We start from the raw sequence: 20,511 nt of genomic DNA, 5'->3' as shown, positions 1-20,511 counted from the left end.
TAGTACTTGAATACAAATAAAGATATTTTTGCTTTTTTTACACTTCGCTTCTGTTGTTTTAAAATGAATTTTTTATTGGAGTAGACGCCTTTGATTGCGTTTACTTACAACACTCATTTTTTAAATTACTTTTAAACTAAGGGGATACAGCCATCCCCCATTAGCTTTATTTCGTGAACACTTTCTTTTCCATCGTATGTTTCTCTACCTCGTTCATCAACACATTATAGCCAATCCCTGGGAAATCATTTACCGTAAGTACCCCTTGCTCGGCAACTACCTCTGGATCAATGATATCCTTCTCCCAATACCTGGATGAAGAAGCCGTATCACCAGGTAGTGTAAAGTTAGCAAGTGAGGCGATGGCAATATTATGTGCACGTCCAACTCCAGACTCTAACATTCCTCCGCACCATAATGGAATACCTGCCTGTTCACATAAATCATGGATGCGTTTGGACTCTGTCAGACCACCAACACGGCCAATCTTTAGATTAATAATTTTACAGCTTCCTAACTCAATAGCTTGACGTGCATCGTCATAGGAATGAATGCTCTCATCCAAACATACAGGTGTTTTTATTTCCTTCTGCAACTTCGCATGATCAATGAGGTCTCCTGCTGCAAGCGGTTGCTCGATCATCATTAAATCGAACTCATCCAATGCTTTTAAAACATCGATATCCCTAAGGGTATAAGCACTATTAGCATCAACCATCAAAGGAATACTAGGGAAATGTTTTCGTACCTCTCGTACTACTTCAATATCTTTTCCTGGTTTAATTTTTATTTTAATCCGTTTATATCCTTCATTTACTTTACTTTGAATGTTTTCCAATAGTTTAGCATAACTGTCTTCAATACCTAAGCTAATACCGACTTCAATTTTATTCTTACTTCCTCCCAAAGCTTGTGATAACGATTGGTTATTCTGCTTTGCATATAGATCCCATACAGCTCCTTCTAAAGCTGCTTTAGCCATATGATTTCGCTTATAAGGTTGAAAAATTGCTTGAAGATCATTAGGGTGATCCATTTTTCGATGGATAACTTCAGGTATAAGAAATTGTTCCAGCATGTACCAACTTTGCTGTGTAAATTCTTCACTATAAAGAGGACGGTCAGAAGCTACTCCTTCTCCCCAACCAGAACGTCCATTTGCATCTTTTGCCTCTACTAACAAAAATATTCGATCTTGTTCGGTTCCAAAACTGGTTGTAAATGGATTTTTCATTCTCATCTTTAGTTTATACAAAATAATTTCGTTCATTTCCATCGTTTATCGCTCCTTTTTACATTTGTAAATATGTTATATATGCTTTCCTATCATTTTGGCATTCGGGGAAACAGTATTAAAAAGATAAATTTTAAGTGCGCTTTCAAATAGGTCCCCACCCTATCATGACAGCAATCGTTAAATAAACAATACCAATGACACACCAAATAATCACTAATGGCATAATGAATTTAAGCCATTTCCCCCAGGGTATTCCAGCAATTGCCAAGGTAGCCATTAAAACGCCTGATATTGGTGTAATAACATTAGAGAATCCATCTCCCATCTTATATGCTTGAACAGCTACTTGTCGAGGGATCTCCATCATATCTGCAAGTGGAGTCATAATTGGCATAACAATCACTGCCTGCCCACTTCCAGAGGATACAATAATATTAAACAAAAAATTTGCAATAAACATGACGATCGCACCGATTACACTTGTAAAAGGGTCCATCATTTTGGACATCCCTTGAACAATCGTATCTAAAATTTGTCCATTTTCTAATACGACAACGATGGAACGGGCCATGCCAATAATTAAAGCCCCGTAGACCAAACCTTTACATCCATTAAAAAACTGAATAACAAATTCATTAGTATTAATTCTCGCAATTATTGCCGTACCAATTGCAATAACGATAAACATAGCAGCCATGTGATTCAATGACCAATTGTATTGAAATACTCCGAATACATAGAATCCTATACCAATTGCAAGCCAGCCTAAAACCAATTTATGTACAATTGTTAATGGTGCTGGTGCATTTGACATGTCCTTATCAGCATTTTTTGGAAAGCGATGTTCGCCTAAAATACTATTCAGCGGATCTTTTTTGACTCGAATTGCGTACCAGCAAACGTAGCCAATGGTTGAAATTAATATAGTTAAATAAATTAAAATTCGTAAACCTAGCCCTGAAAATAATGGAACTTGGGCAATTTCTTGAGCCATTCCCGTTGTTAGCGGATCTAAAAATGCCGTATTAAAACCCGCATATGCCCCTAAGTAAATAATGGATACTCCTACTATAGCATCTAGCCTCATAGAACGCGCTAATATAATCCCAATCGGAATAAACGCAATAACCGCATTCACAATAATTCCTAATGCACCAAAAACAGAAAATAAAGCGCTTACAATAATGATTAGCAAATATTCCTTATCCTTGGTCTGATTGATTGTTTTCATAATTAAAGCATCAATCGCCCCAGTGTATTCAATAACTGCAAAAGCTCCCCCAATAATGAGGACAAGAAAAATAAGGCCTGCTGAATCGATCATTCCCTGCTGAATAGCAGTAAATATCTCAATCAGTGATATTGGTTGCTGATCTATTTTTTGATAGCTTTCCGGTACAACTGTCGTGATATCATTTACTGTTTCTCGTTCAAAGCTTCCTGTTGGTACCACGTAAGTAGCAATTGCAGCTAATAACAAAATAGTAAATAAGATAACATAAGCATCAGGCAAAGCCATTTTCCTTTTCCGCTTCTCTTTTTCCCCTGTAGAATTTATCATAACCCCTCCTGAATTTTCGAAATTTTACCAACTTGCATTTTATTATAATAAAGGATATAATTTATCGCAATAAAAAATAACGGAAATACGTTAACTGCTCAAAAAAAGAACTCAATACATGGGGCTTTAGTCCTTTATAAAAGAAAATCTGTCCATATCTTTTGCAATTTAAACAACCACACCGTAAAAAAAGATCCTACGTCAACGCCTTTACAAAAAGCTTCTAACAAGCCATTACGATGATAGAAAGGATCTAGCAATTAAATACTGAATTATTCAAGATCTTATTCAACACAATAATCAAAAAGTAAACAGAATTAGTATTGCTGGTTACCACCATTCCTTTACATTTATCCATTGGATGTATTTTTATCTAAATTATATTATGGGCAATGCTCTATGATACCAGCCAGAAACAGATGCTGGACTACTTGGTTTTACCTTCAAAGAAAAAATGTATTATATTCTCTTACTATCGATATACACTAGATACCATCCGTTTAGCAGCAGAAGCAAAAAAGAAAGGGATTAAGGTGATTGCCTTTACAGATTTCAGGATCGCACTAATTATTGATTTTGCTGATGTTGTCATTCTATAACAACACAACATCATTTTTTTAGTAAAGGACTAGTGATATTAGCTTATATCAATGCTATTTTGATTGAACTGTTTGAACGGATTGTAAAATAGGCAAAGTACAATCAACGAAATACTTTATTAAAAATGGGGAGGATTAGTATGGGGTATTTAGAACAAAGGATGAAAGACACATTTACTTATTTACATACACATGCAGAAATTAGCTGGGAAGAAATAAATACTACAAACTATATCGCAAACATATTGCAGGAAAATGGCTGTGAAGTGACTACTTTTTCAGACCATACAGGAGTAATAGCACAATTAGGAAACTTTGAAAAAAATTTACCTGTAGTAGCAGTCCGAGCGGATATCGATGCTCTTTGGCAAGAAGTAGATGGAGTGTTTCAGGCAAATCATTCTTGTGGACATGATGCACATATGGCCATCGTCCTAGGATTATTATGGAAGCTGAAGGAAACACCCGAGCTTATGGACAATATAGCAGTTAAATTTATCTTTCAGCCTGCCGAAGAAACGGGGCAAGGCGCATTAAAACTAGTTGAAAAAGGAGCTATGGAGGATGTTGATTATTTATTTGGCATTCACTTACGTCCACAGCAAGAAACTCAAATGCATCATGCTACTCCAGTAATTGTACATGGAGCAACAAAAATGTACCAGGCAAAAATTAAAGGACATGATGCGCATGGAGCTCGGCCGCATTTAAATAGTAATGCAATTGAAGTAGGTGCACAAATGGTTCATTTACTAAATAAAATTCATTTAGACCCGACTATTCCCCACTCTGTAAAAATGACAAAATTCCAAGCTGGCAGCAAAAGTACCAACATTATTCCCGGTAACGCTATTTTTGCACTAGATATGCGAGCTCAGACAAATGAAGCAATGGAAGAATTAGATAAGCAAGTAATACAAATTTTCACAGCAATCGAAAGCTTAAATAGCATTGAAATAGAAATTATAGAGAAACGTGGTATTGCAGCAGCAAAAATAAATTCAGAAGCAATATCTATTATGGAATCGGCTATTAGCAATGTCTTAGGCTCAGAAAATGTTGACCCCCCATTACTTACACCAGGTGGAGATGACTTTCACTTTTATACGATTAAAAAACCTGAATTAAAAGCAACAATGCTTGGACTAGGCTGTGAATTAACACCGGGCTTACATCATCCACAGATGACATTTAATAAAGATGCCTTAATAAATGGGGTACATATTTTATTTAAAGCCGTTCAACAAGTTTATCACAATAACGAATAGAACTTTTTTAACATGCTAAGGGGATATTCGATTCAACTCTCCCTTTAGCATAAATCTTCATTCAAGAACTTAGCAGCACGCAATTTTTTTCTTGCTTCTCTTCCCCAGCTTTTCACAGCATCAATCGATACACCCTCTCTTTCAGAAATAGATTTTATCGACATGTCTTGAATAAGAAAGAAATAAAACCATTTTAATTGATTTATGCTTAATAATTGATAAGCTTCTTTAATTAAATCGTCGTAATCTACCAGCATTGGCTCTTGGCTTTGCACTTGCTTCTTTAAACTGCCAGCACGATAAAAATTTCCGCTCGTTTTATTGAGCTGCTGATACTCGCGATAGACATTTAACTTTTCTTGTTCTCTAGCTTTACTTCGAATTAAATCAATCAATCGATTGCGAATGGTATAATTAAAATAAGTTGCCATTGGTCCTTTGTCCGCTCGATAGGTTTCATATGCATTCCACATCGCTACTAATCCCTCTTGATAAAATTCCTGATGTGGATCACGTATATTAAGTTTATGGATCTGATAATAAATTCGTCGCTCATTTTGCTTAACGATTTCTTCAAACGTCATATTTATCTTATGCATATTATTATCCATGCTCATCCCCCTAATTATTTCTTCTTATTCCTATTTTCGTAAGAATCACACAAATAGTGGCATAATACAAACATCATTCTTTTTTACCAGAGCTTGTATATTAGTAAAAACCGTTTTAAACCTATGTATTCTCTCAATAAGCTTGAAATATTAGTGAAGTTTATCAATTGGTTTCGTTTTCTCTATCTAGTTGTAGTAATATATATAGGAAGAATGAATTTAAGGAGATTAAAATGGAAGATTTACTACATGATTTACTTAGTGAAGAGCTTATTTTAGTTTTTGTTATTTTGTTCCTTGGGTCATGGCTAGGACAATTAAAAATTAAAGGGATTGGCTTAGGGTCAGCAGGCGTTTTAGTTATTGCCATGATTTTTGGTCATTATGGTTATCAAGTATCACCAACGATTCAGAATTTAGGCCTTAGCTTATTTATTGTTGCTGTTGGTCTTCAAGCAGGACCGCGTTTTTTCCGAATGATGCGTTCTAATGGGATCGTTTTTTGCCTTATTTCTTTATTTATTGTCTGTAGCGCTGTTCTCACATCTGTTTTTGTAGCAAAAGTCTTCCACCTATCACCTCCATTAGCAATTGGTTTAATGACGGGTGCGTTGACGAATACGTCAGGCTTAGCAGCAGCTCTTCAAGCAACCAATGATCCAATCACATCGGTTGGCTATGGGATTGCATATCCGTTTGGAGTATTAGCTATTATATTATTCATACAGCTTCTGCCCCGTATTGGTAAAATAGACCTAATCCAAGATTTAGAAGAAACAAACAATCCAATAAAAACGGAACATTCACCAGAAGTAATGACATTTAAAGTGACTAATCCAAAGTTGCATAAAAAAACATTAAGCGAAATTGCTTTTAGTCGAAATTCCATTGTGATTAGCCGAATTATTCGAGATGGTCATACAATGATCGCACTTCACGACACAATTATTTTAATGGGTGACCACCTTGTTGCAGTCGGAGAAGCCCATGAACTTGAATTATTTGGCAAATATGTCGGGGAACCAGTAGATACACTTTTAGAAAATCCAGATAATGTTCAATTTCGAAAAATAGCGGTTGAAGATGACGAAATTGTTGGTAAAAGTATTAAAGAATTTAAACTTAGACGAAAATACGGAGCAACCGTAACTAGAATTCAACGAGAAGGAATTGAGCTTAATCAAAATCCAACTATGCCGTTGCTTCGCGGCGATGTTTTAACAATGGTAAGTAGTGAAAGTCGATTAGATGAATTAGAGAAACTCTTTTCCCGAAAAAAGCTAACGGTAACGAATATTCATATCTTATCTATAAGTATTACACTATTAGTAGGAATTTTGTTTGGAATGATACCTATCCCTATTCCTGGTCTTGGCACGATGAAACTTGGGTTAGCAGGAGGACCATTAATCGTCGCTTTAATTATCGGTCATTTTGGTAGGCTTGGACCAATTCATGTACGCTACTATGGGCCAGCTAATCACGTAATATTGAAATTAGGTCTTGCTTTATTTTTAGCTGGTGCAGGGACGACAGCAGGACAAGGCTTAGTGGAAGTCATTCAAACCGAGGGATTCAAATTAGTTGTTAGTGGTACTATCATAACAATCGTGTCGATTATTATCGGTTATACTGTGGCCAGAAAACTGTTTAAATTTGGTGTTGTTTATTCGCTTGGCACACTGTGTGGTGGCAGAACCTGCACCCCAGCACTAGGTGCTTTAAATCAGTTAGTAGATTCAGAAGACCCGGCAATTGCCTATGCTGCCGCTTATCCATTTTCACTTATTTTTGGATCCATTGCTGCTCAACTCATTTTAATTTTCTTTTAACGTCTATATTAGAAAGACTTGGCTTGTCGCCAAGTCTTTAACGAAAGCTACAGTTTTTCTTATACGATAAACTCTAAAATTTTATGCTTTCCTATAGTAAAATAAAAACTTAATAAACGGCAAACAGTTACAACCTAAACATAATATGTTTTATATATTGATTGAATCTACGCTAACGATTCATCTGTAAGTAACATCATTCAATTTATAATTTTTTTATAGTTCTCGATATTATGTTCTTTATTGCACAAGATAACGAATTACATGATACGACTTTTCAGGAGCAAAATTGGGCTTCTTAATCCGCCCTCAACAAGGTGCTTTACGCGTTGGTGTAAGATTTCTAAGCTGTAAGAAGTTGAAACGATACCTTAGGATCACTAAGTGCTGAGTTGGATGCGGCTAATTTTAAAACAAATTAGCCGCATTGCACAATTTTTTATAATTCTGTACTAACAGATTAACCCTTTTTTTGACAATAACACTCTTCAAAATACACTTCTTTTTTCGTTAGCTATTCCTTAAGACGATAGCCAATTCTTTTATGTCGTAAAGGGTAATGGCTTTGTCCGCTATACTTCGCCCTTACTTCCATTTCAGAATTGACAGCTACAAAGTGTGGACAAAAAGAAAAACACCCAAATTTCTTCTATAACTACCTTACTCTTTTGTAACAAGTGATAGACATGAATACTAGAATAATTATGTCAATAATTGTAGAAATTCACAAATACGTAACCGCTTCACAGCCCCCCATAAGATTTAAATTTATATCCAGATATACGTTTCTTCCATATTATTATAACAGCTCTATATGGAGATCATATTTGACGGCACTCTCTCCCAATAATTTTTTCAATACATCATTTCTATGGACGATCAGTTTAGAAGCAAGATCCAAAGCAGTGGTTACGTGGTTATATCTATATCTCCGTATTTACCATCTTTGTACTCCCTAATCCAACATGTCACCATGTTTAGATTTATTTCAAAGTGACGGATTATTATAATAAAGGTTTTTCTTGTTTTCATTGTCACTTTTATAACCTACATTCTAAATTAATTGAATGTTTTGTGCATCTCATACAACTACAATGTCAATCATTTGTCCATGGAGCAGCCAAAACATATGAGACAAAAACAAAAATGTAAATGCATACATTTTTTCTTTCTCCCTGTTCATTAATCAATTATGCATTTTTCACTTCTTTATTTTCATAAATTTCTTAATAAAAACAACTTACAGTTAATTAAAAACGGTTACATACTTAATTAGCCCATAGAAGCTTGAAAACTTATTGAACATTGCTTTTGAATCTAAGATTTTAAATCGGCTTGTAGTACAATATGTTTATAAAGTGAAACTTCATTTCTTGGAATGCCTTTCCCAAGAAATGCTAGCTGAACGAATCGGGCATTTAGGTGCTTTTTTTCTCATCATGTTCCTAACATCACTAGCATATTTTGCAATGGAGAAAATTACGGCACCTTACTTGCGGGATAAATGAAAGAGGAGAGGAAAATGGAATCTTTACTGCATGATCTACTAGATGAACAACTTACTTTAGTTTTTATTATTTTATTTCTTGGCTCCTTTCTAGGTCAAATCAAAATAAAAAAATTAAGCTTAGGAACTGCCGGAGTATTACTCATTGCTATGATTTTTGGTCATTTTGGGTATCAAGTTTCACCAATCATTCAAAAATTCGGATTGAGCTTATTTACTGTAGCTATCGGTCTTCAAGCCGGGCCACGTTTTTTCCGAATGATTCGTTCAAATGGCATCATTTTTTGTGTTATTTCTTTATTTATCGTCTCCAGCGCTGTATTAACGACAGTGTTAGTTGCAAAAGTATTTGATCTTACAGCACCATTAAGTATCGGATTGATGACGGGAGCATTAACAAGTACACCGGGCTTAGCTGCTGCATTACAGGCAACAAACGATCCAATTGCCTCCGTGGGCTATGGAATTGGCTATCCTTTTGGAGTACTTGCAATCATTCTATTTGTTCAGCTTTTGCCCCGTTTTAGTAAAGTAGACCTTATGGAAGACTTAGAGAAGACGAATCATCCGGTTAAAAATGAACATTCTCCTGAAGTCATGGCATTTAAAGTTACAAACCCGAAGCTCCATAAAAAAACGTTAAAAGAGCTTGCAATCAGTAAAAAAGCCGTTGTCATCAGCAGGATTATTCGTAATGGTCATACGATGATTGCGCTCAGTGATACTACAGTTTTAATGGGTGATAATCTTGTTACTGTTGGCGAAGAGAAAGAACTGAAATCTTTCGGTAATTATGTTGGCCAGCAAGTGAATACCCAGCTTGAAAATCCTGATAATATACAATTCAAAAAAGTAACTGTAGAGGACGAAACGATAATCGGAAAAAGTATTCAAGAATTGAAGCTCCGAAAAAAATATGGTGCGACAGTAACTAGAATTGAACGAGAAGGACTGGAATTAAACCAGCATCCAAATTTGAGTTTACTTCGTGGCGATGTATTAACAATTGTAAGCACGGAAGATCGTTTAAACCAGGTAGAAAAACTCTTCTCACAAAAAAATGTGACACTTACAAACATTCATATTTTCTCGATTAGCATAACCCTATTATTAGGGATCATGCTTGGAATGCTCCCCATTTACATACCGGGACTTGGAACAATTACGCTCGGAATAGCTGGAGGCCCTTTATTTATCGCCTTAATTATCGGCCATTTTGGTCATATTGGTCCGATTCATGTACGCTATTTTGAGCCTGTTAATCATGTTATTCGTGAATTAGGACTTGTATTATTTTTAGCGGGTGCAGGTACAACAGCAGGAAAGGGTTTTGTAGATGTGATTCAAACAGAAGGAGTTAAATTGGCAATTGGAGGCACAATAATAACACTTGTGCCAATCTTTTTAGGATATTTAGCAGCAAAAAAACTGTTTAAACTTAGCATTGTCCATTCACTTGGCTCGCTATGCGGAGGCAGAACAAGTACACCCGCCTTAGGTGTATTAAACCAAGTAGTCGATACAGATGATGCCATTATTGCCTACGCTGCTGCTTATCCATTTTCACTTATTTTTGTTGCCATTTCAGCGCAATTAATGATGTTTTTTATGTAATCACATGCTCAATAAAACACATTTTCTAACTTATATTATGGGTATTTGAAATAATTCGAGCCGATGTTGACTTATCGTAGGAAGAAATTCGAAGTTTGCTAGCAGATGAGCGCTTAAAGCTAGACGACAAAGCTACTTTTCAAAAAGGTTTTCCCCCACGTAGAAAGATATTGCAGTGTATACTTTTAGATATTGGTCTAAGACAAAGGGGATACCCCTTTGTCTTAATCGTTTATTAGATAAAGCTGATCAGGAAACTGGTGAAGTATTTGATATAAATTCATCTGAAATCAGTGCCTCTGTAATACCTGCTATCCCTATAATAGTCGGATTTTTAGCAAGATTTGGTATCAAATGGGTTGTAAAGAAATTTGGAAAAAAGGCTATTAAAAGCGCAGTTAAAGATTTAAATAAACAACTGAAAAAAAAGTCCCTAGGAAAGGGGTCTACAGGGAGAACTACAGCTAAAAATCTTGAAGAACAAATCGCAATGAAAAGTGTTTTATCCAACCCTTTGAAAGGTGCTAAAGAAATTCTTCCATCAAAAAAAATGACGGATAAACGTTGGCCTGGTAAAAAAGGATGGGTTAAAATGCAAAGAACATTTAAAGTTAAAGGTAGTAAAACAATTACAATCCACTTCAATTATAATAAGAAGACTAAGAAATTTGATGATTTCAAATACAAATAAAGGTGGTCAACATCGTTGGAACAAGAACTACTAAATATCTTTGAAAATTGGGAAGCAGAACTTGATCAAAATGAATGGTATTTCAGAGAGTCTTTTGAAGAACTTACTGAAGGTCTTTCAGCGGAAGAAGCATTTAATGCTATACCAGAAATATGTTCAGTTTTATTAAAACTTAATAATAGCTTTCTTATTGGAGAAACTATAGATTTTCTTCATGAAATATATAATCTAGCAGATACTACTGAAATACATTCTTTTCTCCATGAACATCTTGATGAAATTCAAAAACATATAAATCAATATGGTGATGATTACGGTAAAAATGCATTTAATGAATTCAAAGAATCAATAAGACTATACTAATCACTTTTTTTATACTTTGAGGCTAACTATATAAAGTCAATAAGCTTTTAGCAATAAATTTAGTATTTTCCATTAGAAGCTTTGGAGCATGGCAAATAAGTTTGATGATTTGTGAATTTCAAATTAATCATCAAGCTTATTTGTAGTTTGAAATCTGAGATTATTGCAACGCTATTTACCATAGCTTCACTTTTTTTACATTACGCACATACTTCTTTATATGATTCACCGGTTTACAGTAAAAATGGAATATCACTCTTATTAATTTCTTCGTTACATGGCTGAGCACCACATTATAGTGCTTACCCTCAGCTAGCTTTTTCTCATAGTACGCCTTGAACGTTGGTGAATAATTGGCTATTAATCGTGAAAAATTGTAGGATAGGAACATTATAATGGCCAGTATCTTCCATCGCTATTTGGCATTCTTACGCTACTTCTGCCACGACAAAGTTTTTCATGAAGTCTTTGAAATCCTGATATATAACTAAATCATGTTCGTAGATTTCACCTCCATTATCAATGATTGCCACTTGGTGTTTATGCTTGGCTACGTCAATACCCTCATAAATCATTGATTTAATCCTTTCGTATTGTCTATTACGCTGTGCTTCAAGCCACGCACTCCTTGTTCTGTATCCTTGTATGAAATCAAACGTCTAGCGTTATCTAACTGATTAACAGATAAACAAAGAACTGTGGTTAGACTCTCTAAAAATAATTACTAAAAAGTACTGTAGGCTGGGTTACATGACGCATTGTAATATTAAGTGAAACACCTAAAATTGAAGCTTACCTGGTCCAGAACACATTGTCGGACGCTTATTTCAAGGGGCTTAGCATGTAAACCATTTATCGTTGGGATATATCAAGGATGGTTAGAAAACAAAAACTTGAGTGTTCTACGTCATAAATTTTATTACAAGAGTTCCTCCCTAAAAAATCGTTTTGGCTAAAGCCTCAGATGCAGAACTAGAAAATGCACTAACACTGATCAACAATAGACCTTGAAAATGTTTAAATTGGAAAACTACACACGAAGCGTTTCAGGAAGAACTGTTGCACTTAATTTGACAAACTGTCATACCGAAAAATGGGAACAACAAAAAGAATATGTAAGACAACAGCTTTCGAATAAAGAAACTGGTGAAATCTATGGAAAACGTAAAATTGATGTAGAGCCAGTCTTCGGATTTTTGAAGGATAATTTGGGTTTCACTCGTTTGTCCGTCAGGGGCAAAGAGAAAGTAGAAAATGAATTAGGTTTTGCGCTCATGGAGGTGAACTTGAAGAAGTATATCGCTATGAACAGAAGCCAAACAATCGATAATGGAAATAAACCAACAAAAAATGGTTCCAATTATCAAAAACCGATGATCGAAACCATTTTTATTTATTTTTGGCTAGTTTTGTCCCAGCCCCGTTCTCATTTAATCAGTAGTCTCTGACACACATAAATTTTATTGACATCAGAAAGCTTATTCCATGTCTTGGTCTGCGCTTACGTACTACCATATTTAACAGCAAGTCCAGATACGGCATCTCCTGCTCTAACTGTATGGTATTTAGCGGCCGGCTTTGCTTGTGCAGATCTGGACAGCTTGATCTTTTGTCCCTTATAGATCAGGTGCTGCAGGGCTGCTACACTTGTACCATACTTAGCCACAATGCCTGACCCAGATTTTACGGTATAAGTACTGAAAGCGGCAGCAGGCTTACTGGATGGCTTCACCGGTTTAGCGGTTTGCTGTACATTAGACTACCACCAGTAAAATATGACAACAACTTGCTACCAGTCAGTTTGTTCAAGTCCACATTACTGGACACAAAACGACCAGTCTCCGTATATTGCCATAAATCACACGGGCAAGCTGGCTTGTTGCTACCATAACGCGGGATCCAAACAAAGTCTGCTTTCACCTTGTCCATGTCCAGCGGCTTATAGGTGTCGTGGCCTGAATATAGATCACCCTTCCACCCCTTCGCTTTCAACGTATCAATAAATGCCTGGTAGCTGGCGCCATGTCTGCAACACCCTTTGTGGTTTGTTCTTCCACATCAGCCACTAAAAAAAGCGCAGCCTTATCAGCGCTCATTAACTCATTTAGAAGTTTATCCTTCGTGCATTCATGGTGTAAAAACACTATAATTGTTCAACCCTTTCCTCACGATAAGTGCCTTGCGCTTCTCTAGTGGTTGGTTGTTGTGTAACCCCCACAGTGGACTTTCACCACTAAGATAGTCGCCATGCCTGACACACATAAAAAAGTGAAAAGAACCGATGATATATGCACTCCTTTCGCTTTTTGTGATGCTTTACAAATCTTTACATTGTTTTAACTGAGTATTAATAGTTAATATTTATACTTTATATAAAGTCTATAAAAGGGAGGGAAAGTATGAAATAACCCCATAATTACTTTTTAAATTAAAACTATATGCCAAATAAACCATCAAAGATGACTTCTTTAAAAAAATTATAAACCAATAGCAATTTGTCTATGTTCTTTAGTTTCTAATATAGCAATGCGAAAACCTTGAGATTTTGCGAGTGCAATGGCTTGTTCGACCGTTATCTCACGACTTACAGGAAGAACATCTGATTTTTTATATAGCTCTGGGTTATAAGGTCCTTTTTCTTCAAAATGTGCTAAATTACAGTTAAGTGTTTTGTAGAAAGTAACTCTTGTAGCGATACAGGCAATAACAAAGGTTTTGTGGACATCAATTCCACAACAGATCGGGTAAACAAGTTTTAAACCATGATGTATCTCCTTTCTAGAATATATAGGGATAGAGCAGTATTGACTGACTACCCAGCCATAAACGAGTCATGTTTATACAAAGGATAAGTCTGCGTGCTCGAATCACACTTATTTGTGCTTGAAAAGCAATTTACACAATATAAAAATGCGGTCACTCTGTACAGAATGGTACACTCACCTCCACGTGATTTGTAGTTAACTAAGCATCCCCATAAATCTAGAATAATAAAAAAGCGCTCAGCACAAGTACATTTCATACCGTTTTGTGCCTTGAGCGAAAGTGAAAGGAATGGTTATAAAAATGAAAAAAAGAAAATTACATACGCTTTTGGCAGTAATAACTGCAATTACGCTAGTCATGACAAATTTATTACAAACTAGCTCTATTGCTTATGCCGCTGTTTCTAATTCACAGCAACATACAGAAAAATCGAATGAGCAATCAAATGAAAGTTCCAATTCATCTGAAGAAATAAAGCAACCATTAGAAATTCAACATGACGTACCTGAATCGTTTATTGCTTACGAAAATCAGCAAATAACCGCAACCATTCCAACCGCAACAAAAGCAACCTTATACTATCAGCCTACACTATTTTCTAAGCCGGTTGCAGTAATGATGAATAAGGAAGAAAATAATACCTTTACTACTTTTATCCCAGCTACTTCTCTTTGGTCAGAAAAAATCAACTATTGGATTGTAGCTGATGATGGACAAGCCCAACAAACTTCAAACACTTTTACAGTCCCTATCAAAAAAGAATCTAAGGCTGATCCACAAGCCGCTCCACATCTTATGATAACGGAAGTTAACCTAGGTAAAGAGCCATTTATCGAAGTGTACAACAACACGACAGAAGCTGTACCGTTAAAAGATTATTCATTGTTGATTCAGGGTAAAAAAATTGAATTTAATGATTCACCTCTAATTCCAGCTGGAAAGACCAAAATCATCCGTTTTACTAACAAAGCGAATCATGTGGAAACCTTTAATCATCATTACAATACAAACTTAAAAAGTGAGCAATTCATCATGGTTGGTCATGTAGCCATATCAACGAAAGATTCAACCATCAAATTTATTAAACAAGAGGAACATAAAGAATTATTCGAAATCACCTACAACTATCGTGAAGCTAGTGCAAGTCAACTCTTTTATTTTCACAATAACCAGATGAATGACGGTGGCCTAACCGAAACAGCTACACCTGGTACATTAATTCATGGGCAAATACCAGATCAACAAGTGGAAATAGAAGTACCTCAAGAAACTCCCCAAGATAACAGCAAACAAGAAAAGACAGCCAATTCCACAAAACCAGTTCAAGAAAAAAAGAATAAAAACTCTACAAATAAAGCAGAAACGGCTAACGAAGAATCGATTATTAAGCACGAGCCGGTGGAACAGATTTCCAATGCAAACGATCTAACTATTCGCGCAACTGCCTCTCATGTGAAAAACTTGACACTAAAATATAAAACTGGAAAGCAAATGATGACCCAAGAGCTTTCTTTTATAAAAATGGAGGGAACAGATACATTTACCGTAACGGTGCCAAAACAATACCTTTGGTCACCTAGTTTTAGCTACCAAATAGTTGCAGAGACTATGGACGGCGGAACAGTTGTATACCCAAAAGAGAATGATATACACGTTACCGTCGATCAAGTAACGAACATGGATACGCAAAAGCTTCCTAAGCTATTAATTACTGAAATCACTCCTGACACTACAAATGTGAATAAAGCAGATGGTTATGAGTTCATTGAGATCTATAATAATTCAAACCAATCTATTAATATGAAAGACTATCAATTATTTTATCGTTATCCTGACGGTACAGCCGATCAAGTATGGAAGCTATCTGATAACAAAGTAATTGAGCCGCAAGAAAGCTTTATTGTCTGGATTAAAAATTTCGGCAACCAAGACAAAACACTTGCTGACTTCAATCAACAATATGGGCTAAATCTGCCAGAAAGTCATGTGACAGAAATTTATAATGATGGAATGGCTAATGGCAATCAGCGCACCTTAGTCGTTGCAGATAAGCTTAATAACGAAATTGTGCAAGCAACCTATAATGATACTGCAACAGATGATACACTTCCAAATCAAGGCATTGTATACAGTTACCCTCGACAAGGAACAAAGATGCTGAAGGTTGGAATTGGTGAAACGATTACACCATTAACCATCGTTCCTGGGCAAGCTCCGGAAAAAACTGTCAAGATTGAAGACGAAAATGCAGCTAAACCAGTCATTAAAAATCCTGCGGTTACCGTTGACAATGATCAAATTACGATAAATGTAAACATCTCATCCAAACAGAAGTTATTAGGAGCAACTATTTCAATTTCACAAAGTGACAAAGCAGATTATCAAACTTGGCAATTAGAACCTTCTAAAGATGACCCGACTATCTATTCCGTGACGATTCCCCGGGATGCGATATGGAGCGATAAAATAAACTTTTATTTGACAGCTTCCAATGAAGCGGGTGAGACAAAAACTAAAGTTCAAGAATACAACTTTCCAGTAGAAAATATAGATTATCAAAAGGTGCCGCCTCTTTTAATTACTGAACTTGTTCCGGATACGACAAATAGTAATGGCGCTGATGCCTATGAGTTTATCGAAGTCTATAACAATTCAACAGAACCGATTAATTTTAAAGACTATTCGATCCGTTATCGTTATCCGAATACAGGTGCGGGAAATGACTTAATTTGGGGCCCAAAAGATGACCAAGAAGTGATGGTTGATCCCGGAGAAACAATCGTATTCTGGATAATAAATCATGCAAACACAGATAAAACAGCTGCTGATTTTAATGCGAATTTTAAAACAAATTTAATAGAAGGGAAAAACCTTTTTATGATTTATAATACATCAATGGCGAACAGCGGCCAGCGTACACTAATTATTGCTACCAAAACAGGAAAAGAACTCTCCTATGCAAGCTATAATGATAAAGTTGATGTAGATGATACGGCAGCTAACAAAGGTATCTTTTATCGTTATCCAACCGACGGAGGACTTTATTCGAAAAAAATCAGTGCTGGAAAATGGCCGGCAACTCCAGGATCTGTATTAACAGAACAAGTGCCATCTGAAAAAGTCAATTTATCTAAAGACTTGGAAAAACCAGTAATTAAGCATACAACAAATAACAAGGAAATTACTTTAGACGAACCTGTTACTCTTTCAGCCACCATTACAGATAATCTTGATGTTAAATCCGTTAGTGTTTATTATCGCACAGATAAAACAGCCGACTTTAAAAAAGTTAATTTAGAAACACAAGCTGATGATAAATATGAACATATTGTTTATGAACCAGAGTTCATTGGCAAACGTGAATTAGAATATTATTTTGTCGCAAGCGATGGTAGAAATGAATCGATTTCTAATTCGAGTACAATCAACATTAAAACTTCAACGATACAAGAAGGTTTACGACTAAATGTTAGTAATAATGAGTTGCTTTCTGGAGAAAAAGTAATGAAGGCGACAACAGATGATGGAAAAACTGCACCTAAATTATTTATCGATAACAATGAAGTGACAAACACCTTTAAAGCAATGGAATCAGAGGCATATTTTGCTTTCGATGTTAAAGATACAAATATTTATTTTCAAAACGGAGTGACGATGGGAGATGAAATTCTCCGGATATTCGATGATACACATACGAAATTTACTACATTAACTGTTCCAATCCCTGCTGATAAACTGAAACAGAATGAAAACACCATTACCATTCGGGCCGGTAACAAAGTAGGACCATTTGATGAAACCTCTCAAGAAAATCGGGATGATTTTACCATTAAAAACATTCGCTTGGTTTTATCTGATGGAACAACGATATATGATCCAACATACAGTGATCCAAATCAGGATTATTCGATCGGCGACAGCCCTGGAAAAAATGCAGTTTATGATTTCACGTTTAATCTTGGAGAAGAAGAATTTGCTTCAACCGCTTATTTATTTGATACAACGAAAGTACCCGATGGCAAGCATCACATAAAAGCTGTTTCGGATAACGAAGAAGTTGCCGCTACGGTTATAACGGATAATACAAAGCCGATTATTCTTCCTTCTATCAAAGATGGTGAAACATATAAAGGCGAATTTACAATTGATGCAGCAGCAAAAGATGAAACAAGTGAAGTTACTTCGCTAACTGCACAATTAGATGGAGAATATATTTCACTTCCTTATCAGACATCTTCTGCCCTTTTAAAATCGGGAAAACATGAGCTCGTCTATCAAGCTACAGACGCCGCAAACAATACGGTAGAAAAAAAGGTAACATTTCATGTAGTGGAAGAGCATCCGTTCTTACCTGACTGGCTGGCAAATGATCCGGATAGTACCAGTGCTAATCTATCCGTTACGGTAAAAGATCCGACAAATGATGAAATGAATGTTGATTTTTATCAAGCGTATCAATATACTGCTACAGATAAAAATATAACCATTTCCCAGAATGCTGTTGATACCGAGCCTCCCAAGGGGTATCTTCCTGAAGGAGAAGAACGTATAACAGATGATAGGCGCAACCAATTACAAGTACGCGATGGAAACAAACTAGAAACGGAATCCGATTATCAATTTCCTTATCACCGTTTTGATGTTACTGTCGATCAACAGGTAGATGAAAACGACGAAATTGAAATTGTTTGGAACGGTTCTTCCTTAGAAGGCAGAAAAGTAACCATGTACGCTTGGAACTATCAAACTAGTAAATGGGATGCTCTTATAACTACGATTGCCGGAAAAGAAGACTTTGAACTTGTGGGAACTGTTCAGGGGCAGGAATATGTTCAAGATCAAAAAATAAGTGTTATCGTTCAAGATCAGATTGCTGCTATTGGGGAAGAATTCAGCTTTGTTTGGATGTCTGACACACAATACTATACGGAAAGCTATCCATATATTTATGAAAAGCAAACAGAGTGGATCGTAAAAAATAGAGAAAAGCTAAACATTGAATATGTTTTCCACACAGGAGACATCGTAAATGTGTATAATGATTTAAACCAATGGAATGTTGCAGATAAAGCTATGAAAACGTTAGATGATGCAGGTGTTCCATATGGAGTTCTTGCTGGAAACCATGATGTCAACAACAAAGACCATGATTATAGTTACTATAGTCGTTTCTTTGGAGAAGATCGCTTTAAAAATAATGATTATTATGGAGGTTCGTTTCAAAACAACCGTGGACATTATGATTTAATGTCTGTAAATGGTATTGACTTTGTTATGATATATCTTGGTTGGGGAATTGAAGAAGAGGGCATTGCCTGGGTAAATCAAGTCCTTGAAGCTCATCCCAACAGAAAAGCTATTCTTAATGTACATGAATATCTATTAGCGACCGGTAATAGAAGCCCTATCGGGGATCAGCTTTTTGAAAAAGTGGTTGTACCAAATGAAAATGTCTTTGCCGTATTGTCTGGACATTATCATAATGCCCAAACGTTGGTAGATGACATTGATGATAACGGAGACGGCGTTGCTGATCGGACCGTTTATCAAATGTTGGCTGATTATCAAGGCGGCCCTGAAGGCGGTCAAGGATATTTGCGGATTTTTAATTTCAAAATGAAAGATAATCAAGTCTATGTCCAAACGTATTCTCCTTATCTGGATGATTATAATTATTATGATCCAACGGAGTATCCTGGAAAAGATGAATTTTCTTTTGAGTTTGATACAGCAGCACAAACAAAAAAGGTTGCTACGGATTACATTGAAGTCAATGTTTATACAGACGAAAAAATCGGTACCGTAAACAATGTTCCAAGTGGTAAAAAAGCTTCTGTCATATGGAATGATTTAGATCCGAACCATGAATATTTCTGGTATACGATAGCGACGGATAAATTTGGCGGCAAAACACGCTCCAGCATTTGGAATTTTCTAACCGTTGATGGAGAAATCATTGAACCAGAAAATCCAGAGAAGCCGGAAAATGCAGAGGACGACGGCCAACCAGGTGGAGGTACCAATGATGGTAAAAACGAGCAAGATAATTCTACCGGTAGGGATGGCGGCCAGGGATCTACTGGAAGCGATCAAGATAATAACAACAATGAAAAGCCTAGCATGGAGCAACCAGCAGCGGATAATGGCATCAACCAATCGAAACCAAATCAAACAAGGGATGATAGCCAAGCTCCAATTATTGAAAATACTTCCAATCACAATGGTACAGGATCATCTTCCTTACCGAATACAGCAACAAATATATTTAATTGGATGTTAATCGGCACACTCTTATTACTTCTTGGTACAAGTGTATGGCTGAATCAATCCTATCGTAAAAAAACAACCTATTCATTAAGAAACAAAAGCTAGAAGCGCTCGGTTAGTAACGCACAAATTAAAGAGCTTCTAACTAAGATACGACACACAAAGGCGATGTTAACTTATCGTAAGAAAAAGTAG

12 protein-coding genes and 2 pseudogenes are annotated in these 20,511 nt (G+C 36.0%); 9 read left to right on the top strand and 5 right to left on the bottom strand.

The annotated features are described in order from the left end of the window. Nucleotides 1–166: 166 nt before the first annotated feature. Nucleotides 167–1,276, bottom strand: coding sequence for an o-succinylbenzoate synthase (gene menC / locus JNUCC74_RS05285; protein WP_454067204.1), 1,110 nt, complete (start codon nt 1,274–1,276; stop codon nt 167–169). Between the two features lie 103 nt (nt 1,277–1,379). Further along, nucleotides 1,380–2,798, bottom strand: coding sequence for a YfcC family protein (locus tag JNUCC74_RS05280; RefSeq protein ID WP_454067203.1), 1,419 nt, complete (start codon nt 2,796–2,798; stop codon nt 1,380–1,382). Nucleotides 2,799–3,229: 431 nt separating this feature from the next. Here JNUCC74_RS05280 and JNUCC74_RS05275 point away from each other — a divergent pair, with 431 nt between their 5' ends. Beyond that, on the top strand, nt 3,230–3,397 hold the full coding sequence (locus JNUCC74_RS05275; protein ID WP_454067202.1) for an SIS domain-containing protein: 168 nt from the start codon (nt 3,230–3,232) through the stop codon (nt 3,395–3,397). A gap of 140 nt (nt 3,398–3,537) precedes the next feature. Continuing rightward, nucleotides 3,538–4,665 (top strand): M20 peptidase aminoacylase family protein, encoded by a 1,128-nt coding sequence (locus JNUCC74_RS05270; RefSeq protein WP_454067201.1) that lies wholly within the window; start codon nt 3,538–3,540, stop codon nt 4,663–4,665. Between the two features lie 44 nt (nt 4,666–4,709). On the opposite strand, the gene JNUCC74_RS05265 is transcribed toward JNUCC74_RS05270, so the two are convergent. Further along, entirely contained in the window at nt 4,710–5,276 is a 567-nt protein-coding gene (locus JNUCC74_RS05265) for a sigma-70 family RNA polymerase sigma factor (RefSeq protein ID WP_454067200.1), read from the bottom strand. Nucleotides 5,277–5,509: 233 nt separating this feature from the next. On the opposite strand from JNUCC74_RS05265, the gene JNUCC74_RS05260 reads away from it, so the two are divergent. The 4 genes from JNUCC74_RS05260 (at nt 5,510) to JNUCC74_RS05245 (ending at nt 11,283) form a co-directional block, all read left to right on the top strand. Beyond that, complete coding sequence (locus tag JNUCC74_RS05260; RefSeq protein ID WP_454067199.1) at nt 5,510–7,108, top strand: aspartate:alanine exchanger family transporter; 1,599 nt, start codon at nt 5,510–5,512, stop codon at nt 7,106–7,108. Nucleotides 7,109–8,630: 1,522 nt separating this feature from the next. Continuing rightward, nucleotides 8,631–10,229: an aspartate:alanine exchanger family transporter gene (locus JNUCC74_RS05255; RefSeq protein WP_454067198.1), complete on the top strand. Its 1,599-nt coding sequence runs from the start codon at nt 8,631–8,633 to the stop codon at nt 10,227–10,229. Nucleotides 10,230–10,404: 175 nt separating this feature from the next. Beyond that, nucleotides 10,405–10,920, top strand: a complete 516-nt coding sequence (locus JNUCC74_RS05250) for an SAR2788 family putative toxin (protein ID WP_454067197.1) — start codon at nt 10,405–10,407, stop codon at nt 10,918–10,920. 15 nt (nt 10,921–10,935) lie between these two features. Next, on the top strand, nt 10,936–11,283 hold the full coding sequence (locus tag JNUCC74_RS05245) for an ABC transporter (protein ID WP_454067196.1): 348 nt from the start codon (nt 10,936–10,938) through the stop codon (nt 11,281–11,283). 428 nt (nt 11,284–11,711) lie between these two features. On the opposite strand, the gene JNUCC74_RS05240 is transcribed toward JNUCC74_RS05245, so the two are convergent. Next, nucleotides 11,712–11,858: a hypothetical protein gene (locus JNUCC74_RS05240; protein WP_454067195.1), complete on the bottom strand. Its 147-nt coding sequence runs from the start codon at nt 11,856–11,858 to the stop codon at nt 11,712–11,714. 341 nt (nt 11,859–12,199) lie between these two features. On the opposite strand from JNUCC74_RS05240, the pseudogene JNUCC74_RS05235 reads away from it, so the two are divergent. Both JNUCC74_RS05235 and JNUCC74_RS05230 read left to right on the top strand, forming a co-directional pair. Continuing rightward, nucleotides 12,200–12,357, top strand: a pseudogene (locus JNUCC74_RS05235) (IS30 family transposase); the annotation flags it as partial. Between the two features lie 20 nt (nt 12,358–12,377). Then, nucleotides 12,378–12,731, top strand: a pseudogene (locus JNUCC74_RS05230) (transposase); the annotation flags it as partial. Nucleotides 12,732–12,784: 53 nt separating this feature from the next. Here the strand turns inward: JNUCC74_RS05230 and JNUCC74_RS05225 are convergent. Next, nucleotides 12,785–12,949 (bottom strand): LysM peptidoglycan-binding domain-containing protein, encoded by a 165-nt coding sequence (locus JNUCC74_RS05225; protein WP_454067194.1) that lies wholly within the window; start codon nt 12,947–12,949, stop codon nt 12,785–12,787. A 1,400-nt stretch (nt 12,950–14,349) separates the two neighbouring features. On the opposite strand from JNUCC74_RS05225, the gene JNUCC74_RS05220 reads away from it, so the two are divergent. Then, the gene (locus tag JNUCC74_RS05220) at nt 14,350–20,421 is read left to right on the top strand and encodes a lamin tail domain-containing protein (RefSeq protein ID WP_454067193.1); all 6,072 of its coding nucleotides are present in this window, start codon (nt 14,350–14,352) and stop codon (nt 20,419–20,421) included. Nucleotides 20,422–20,511 lie beyond the last annotated feature (90 nt).

The sequence above is a fragment of the Cerasibacillus sp. JNUCC 74 genome, assembly GCF_053667775.1.
Note: the sequence above shows the minus strand (reverse complement) of the source record. Positions and strands in the feature narration are given on the sequence as shown.

What these genes read in the sequence shown, in the direction of transcription:
- menC (WP_454067204.1), bottom strand. Translation starts at nt 1,276, where the DNA reads ATGGAAATGAACGAAATTATTTTGTATAAACTAAAGATGAGAATGAAA.
- JNUCC74_RS05280 (WP_454067203.1), bottom strand. Translation starts at nt 2,798, where the DNA reads ATGATAAATTCTACAGGGGAAAAAGAGAAGCGGAAAAGGAAAATGGCT.
- JNUCC74_RS05270 (WP_454067201.1), top strand. Translation starts at nt 3,538, where the DNA reads ATGGGGTATTTAGAACAAAGGATGAAAGACACATTTACTTATTTACAT.
- JNUCC74_RS05265 (WP_454067200.1), bottom strand. Translation starts at nt 5,276, where the DNA reads ATGGATAATAATATGCATAAGATAAATATGACGTTTGAAGAAATCGTT.
- JNUCC74_RS05260 (WP_454067199.1), top strand. Translation starts at nt 5,510, where the DNA reads ATGGAAGATTTACTACATGATTTACTTAGTGAAGAGCTTATTTTAGTT.
- JNUCC74_RS05255 (WP_454067198.1), top strand. Translation starts at nt 8,631, where the DNA reads ATGGAATCTTTACTGCATGATCTACTAGATGAACAACTTACTTTAGTT.
- JNUCC74_RS05240 (WP_454067195.1), bottom strand. Translation starts at nt 11,858, where the DNA reads ATGATTTATGAGGGTATTGACGTAGCCAAGCATAAACACCAAGTGGCA.
- JNUCC74_RS05220 (WP_454067193.1), top strand. Translation starts at nt 14,350, where the DNA reads ATGAAAAAAAGAAAATTACATACGCTTTTGGCAGTAATAACTGCAATT.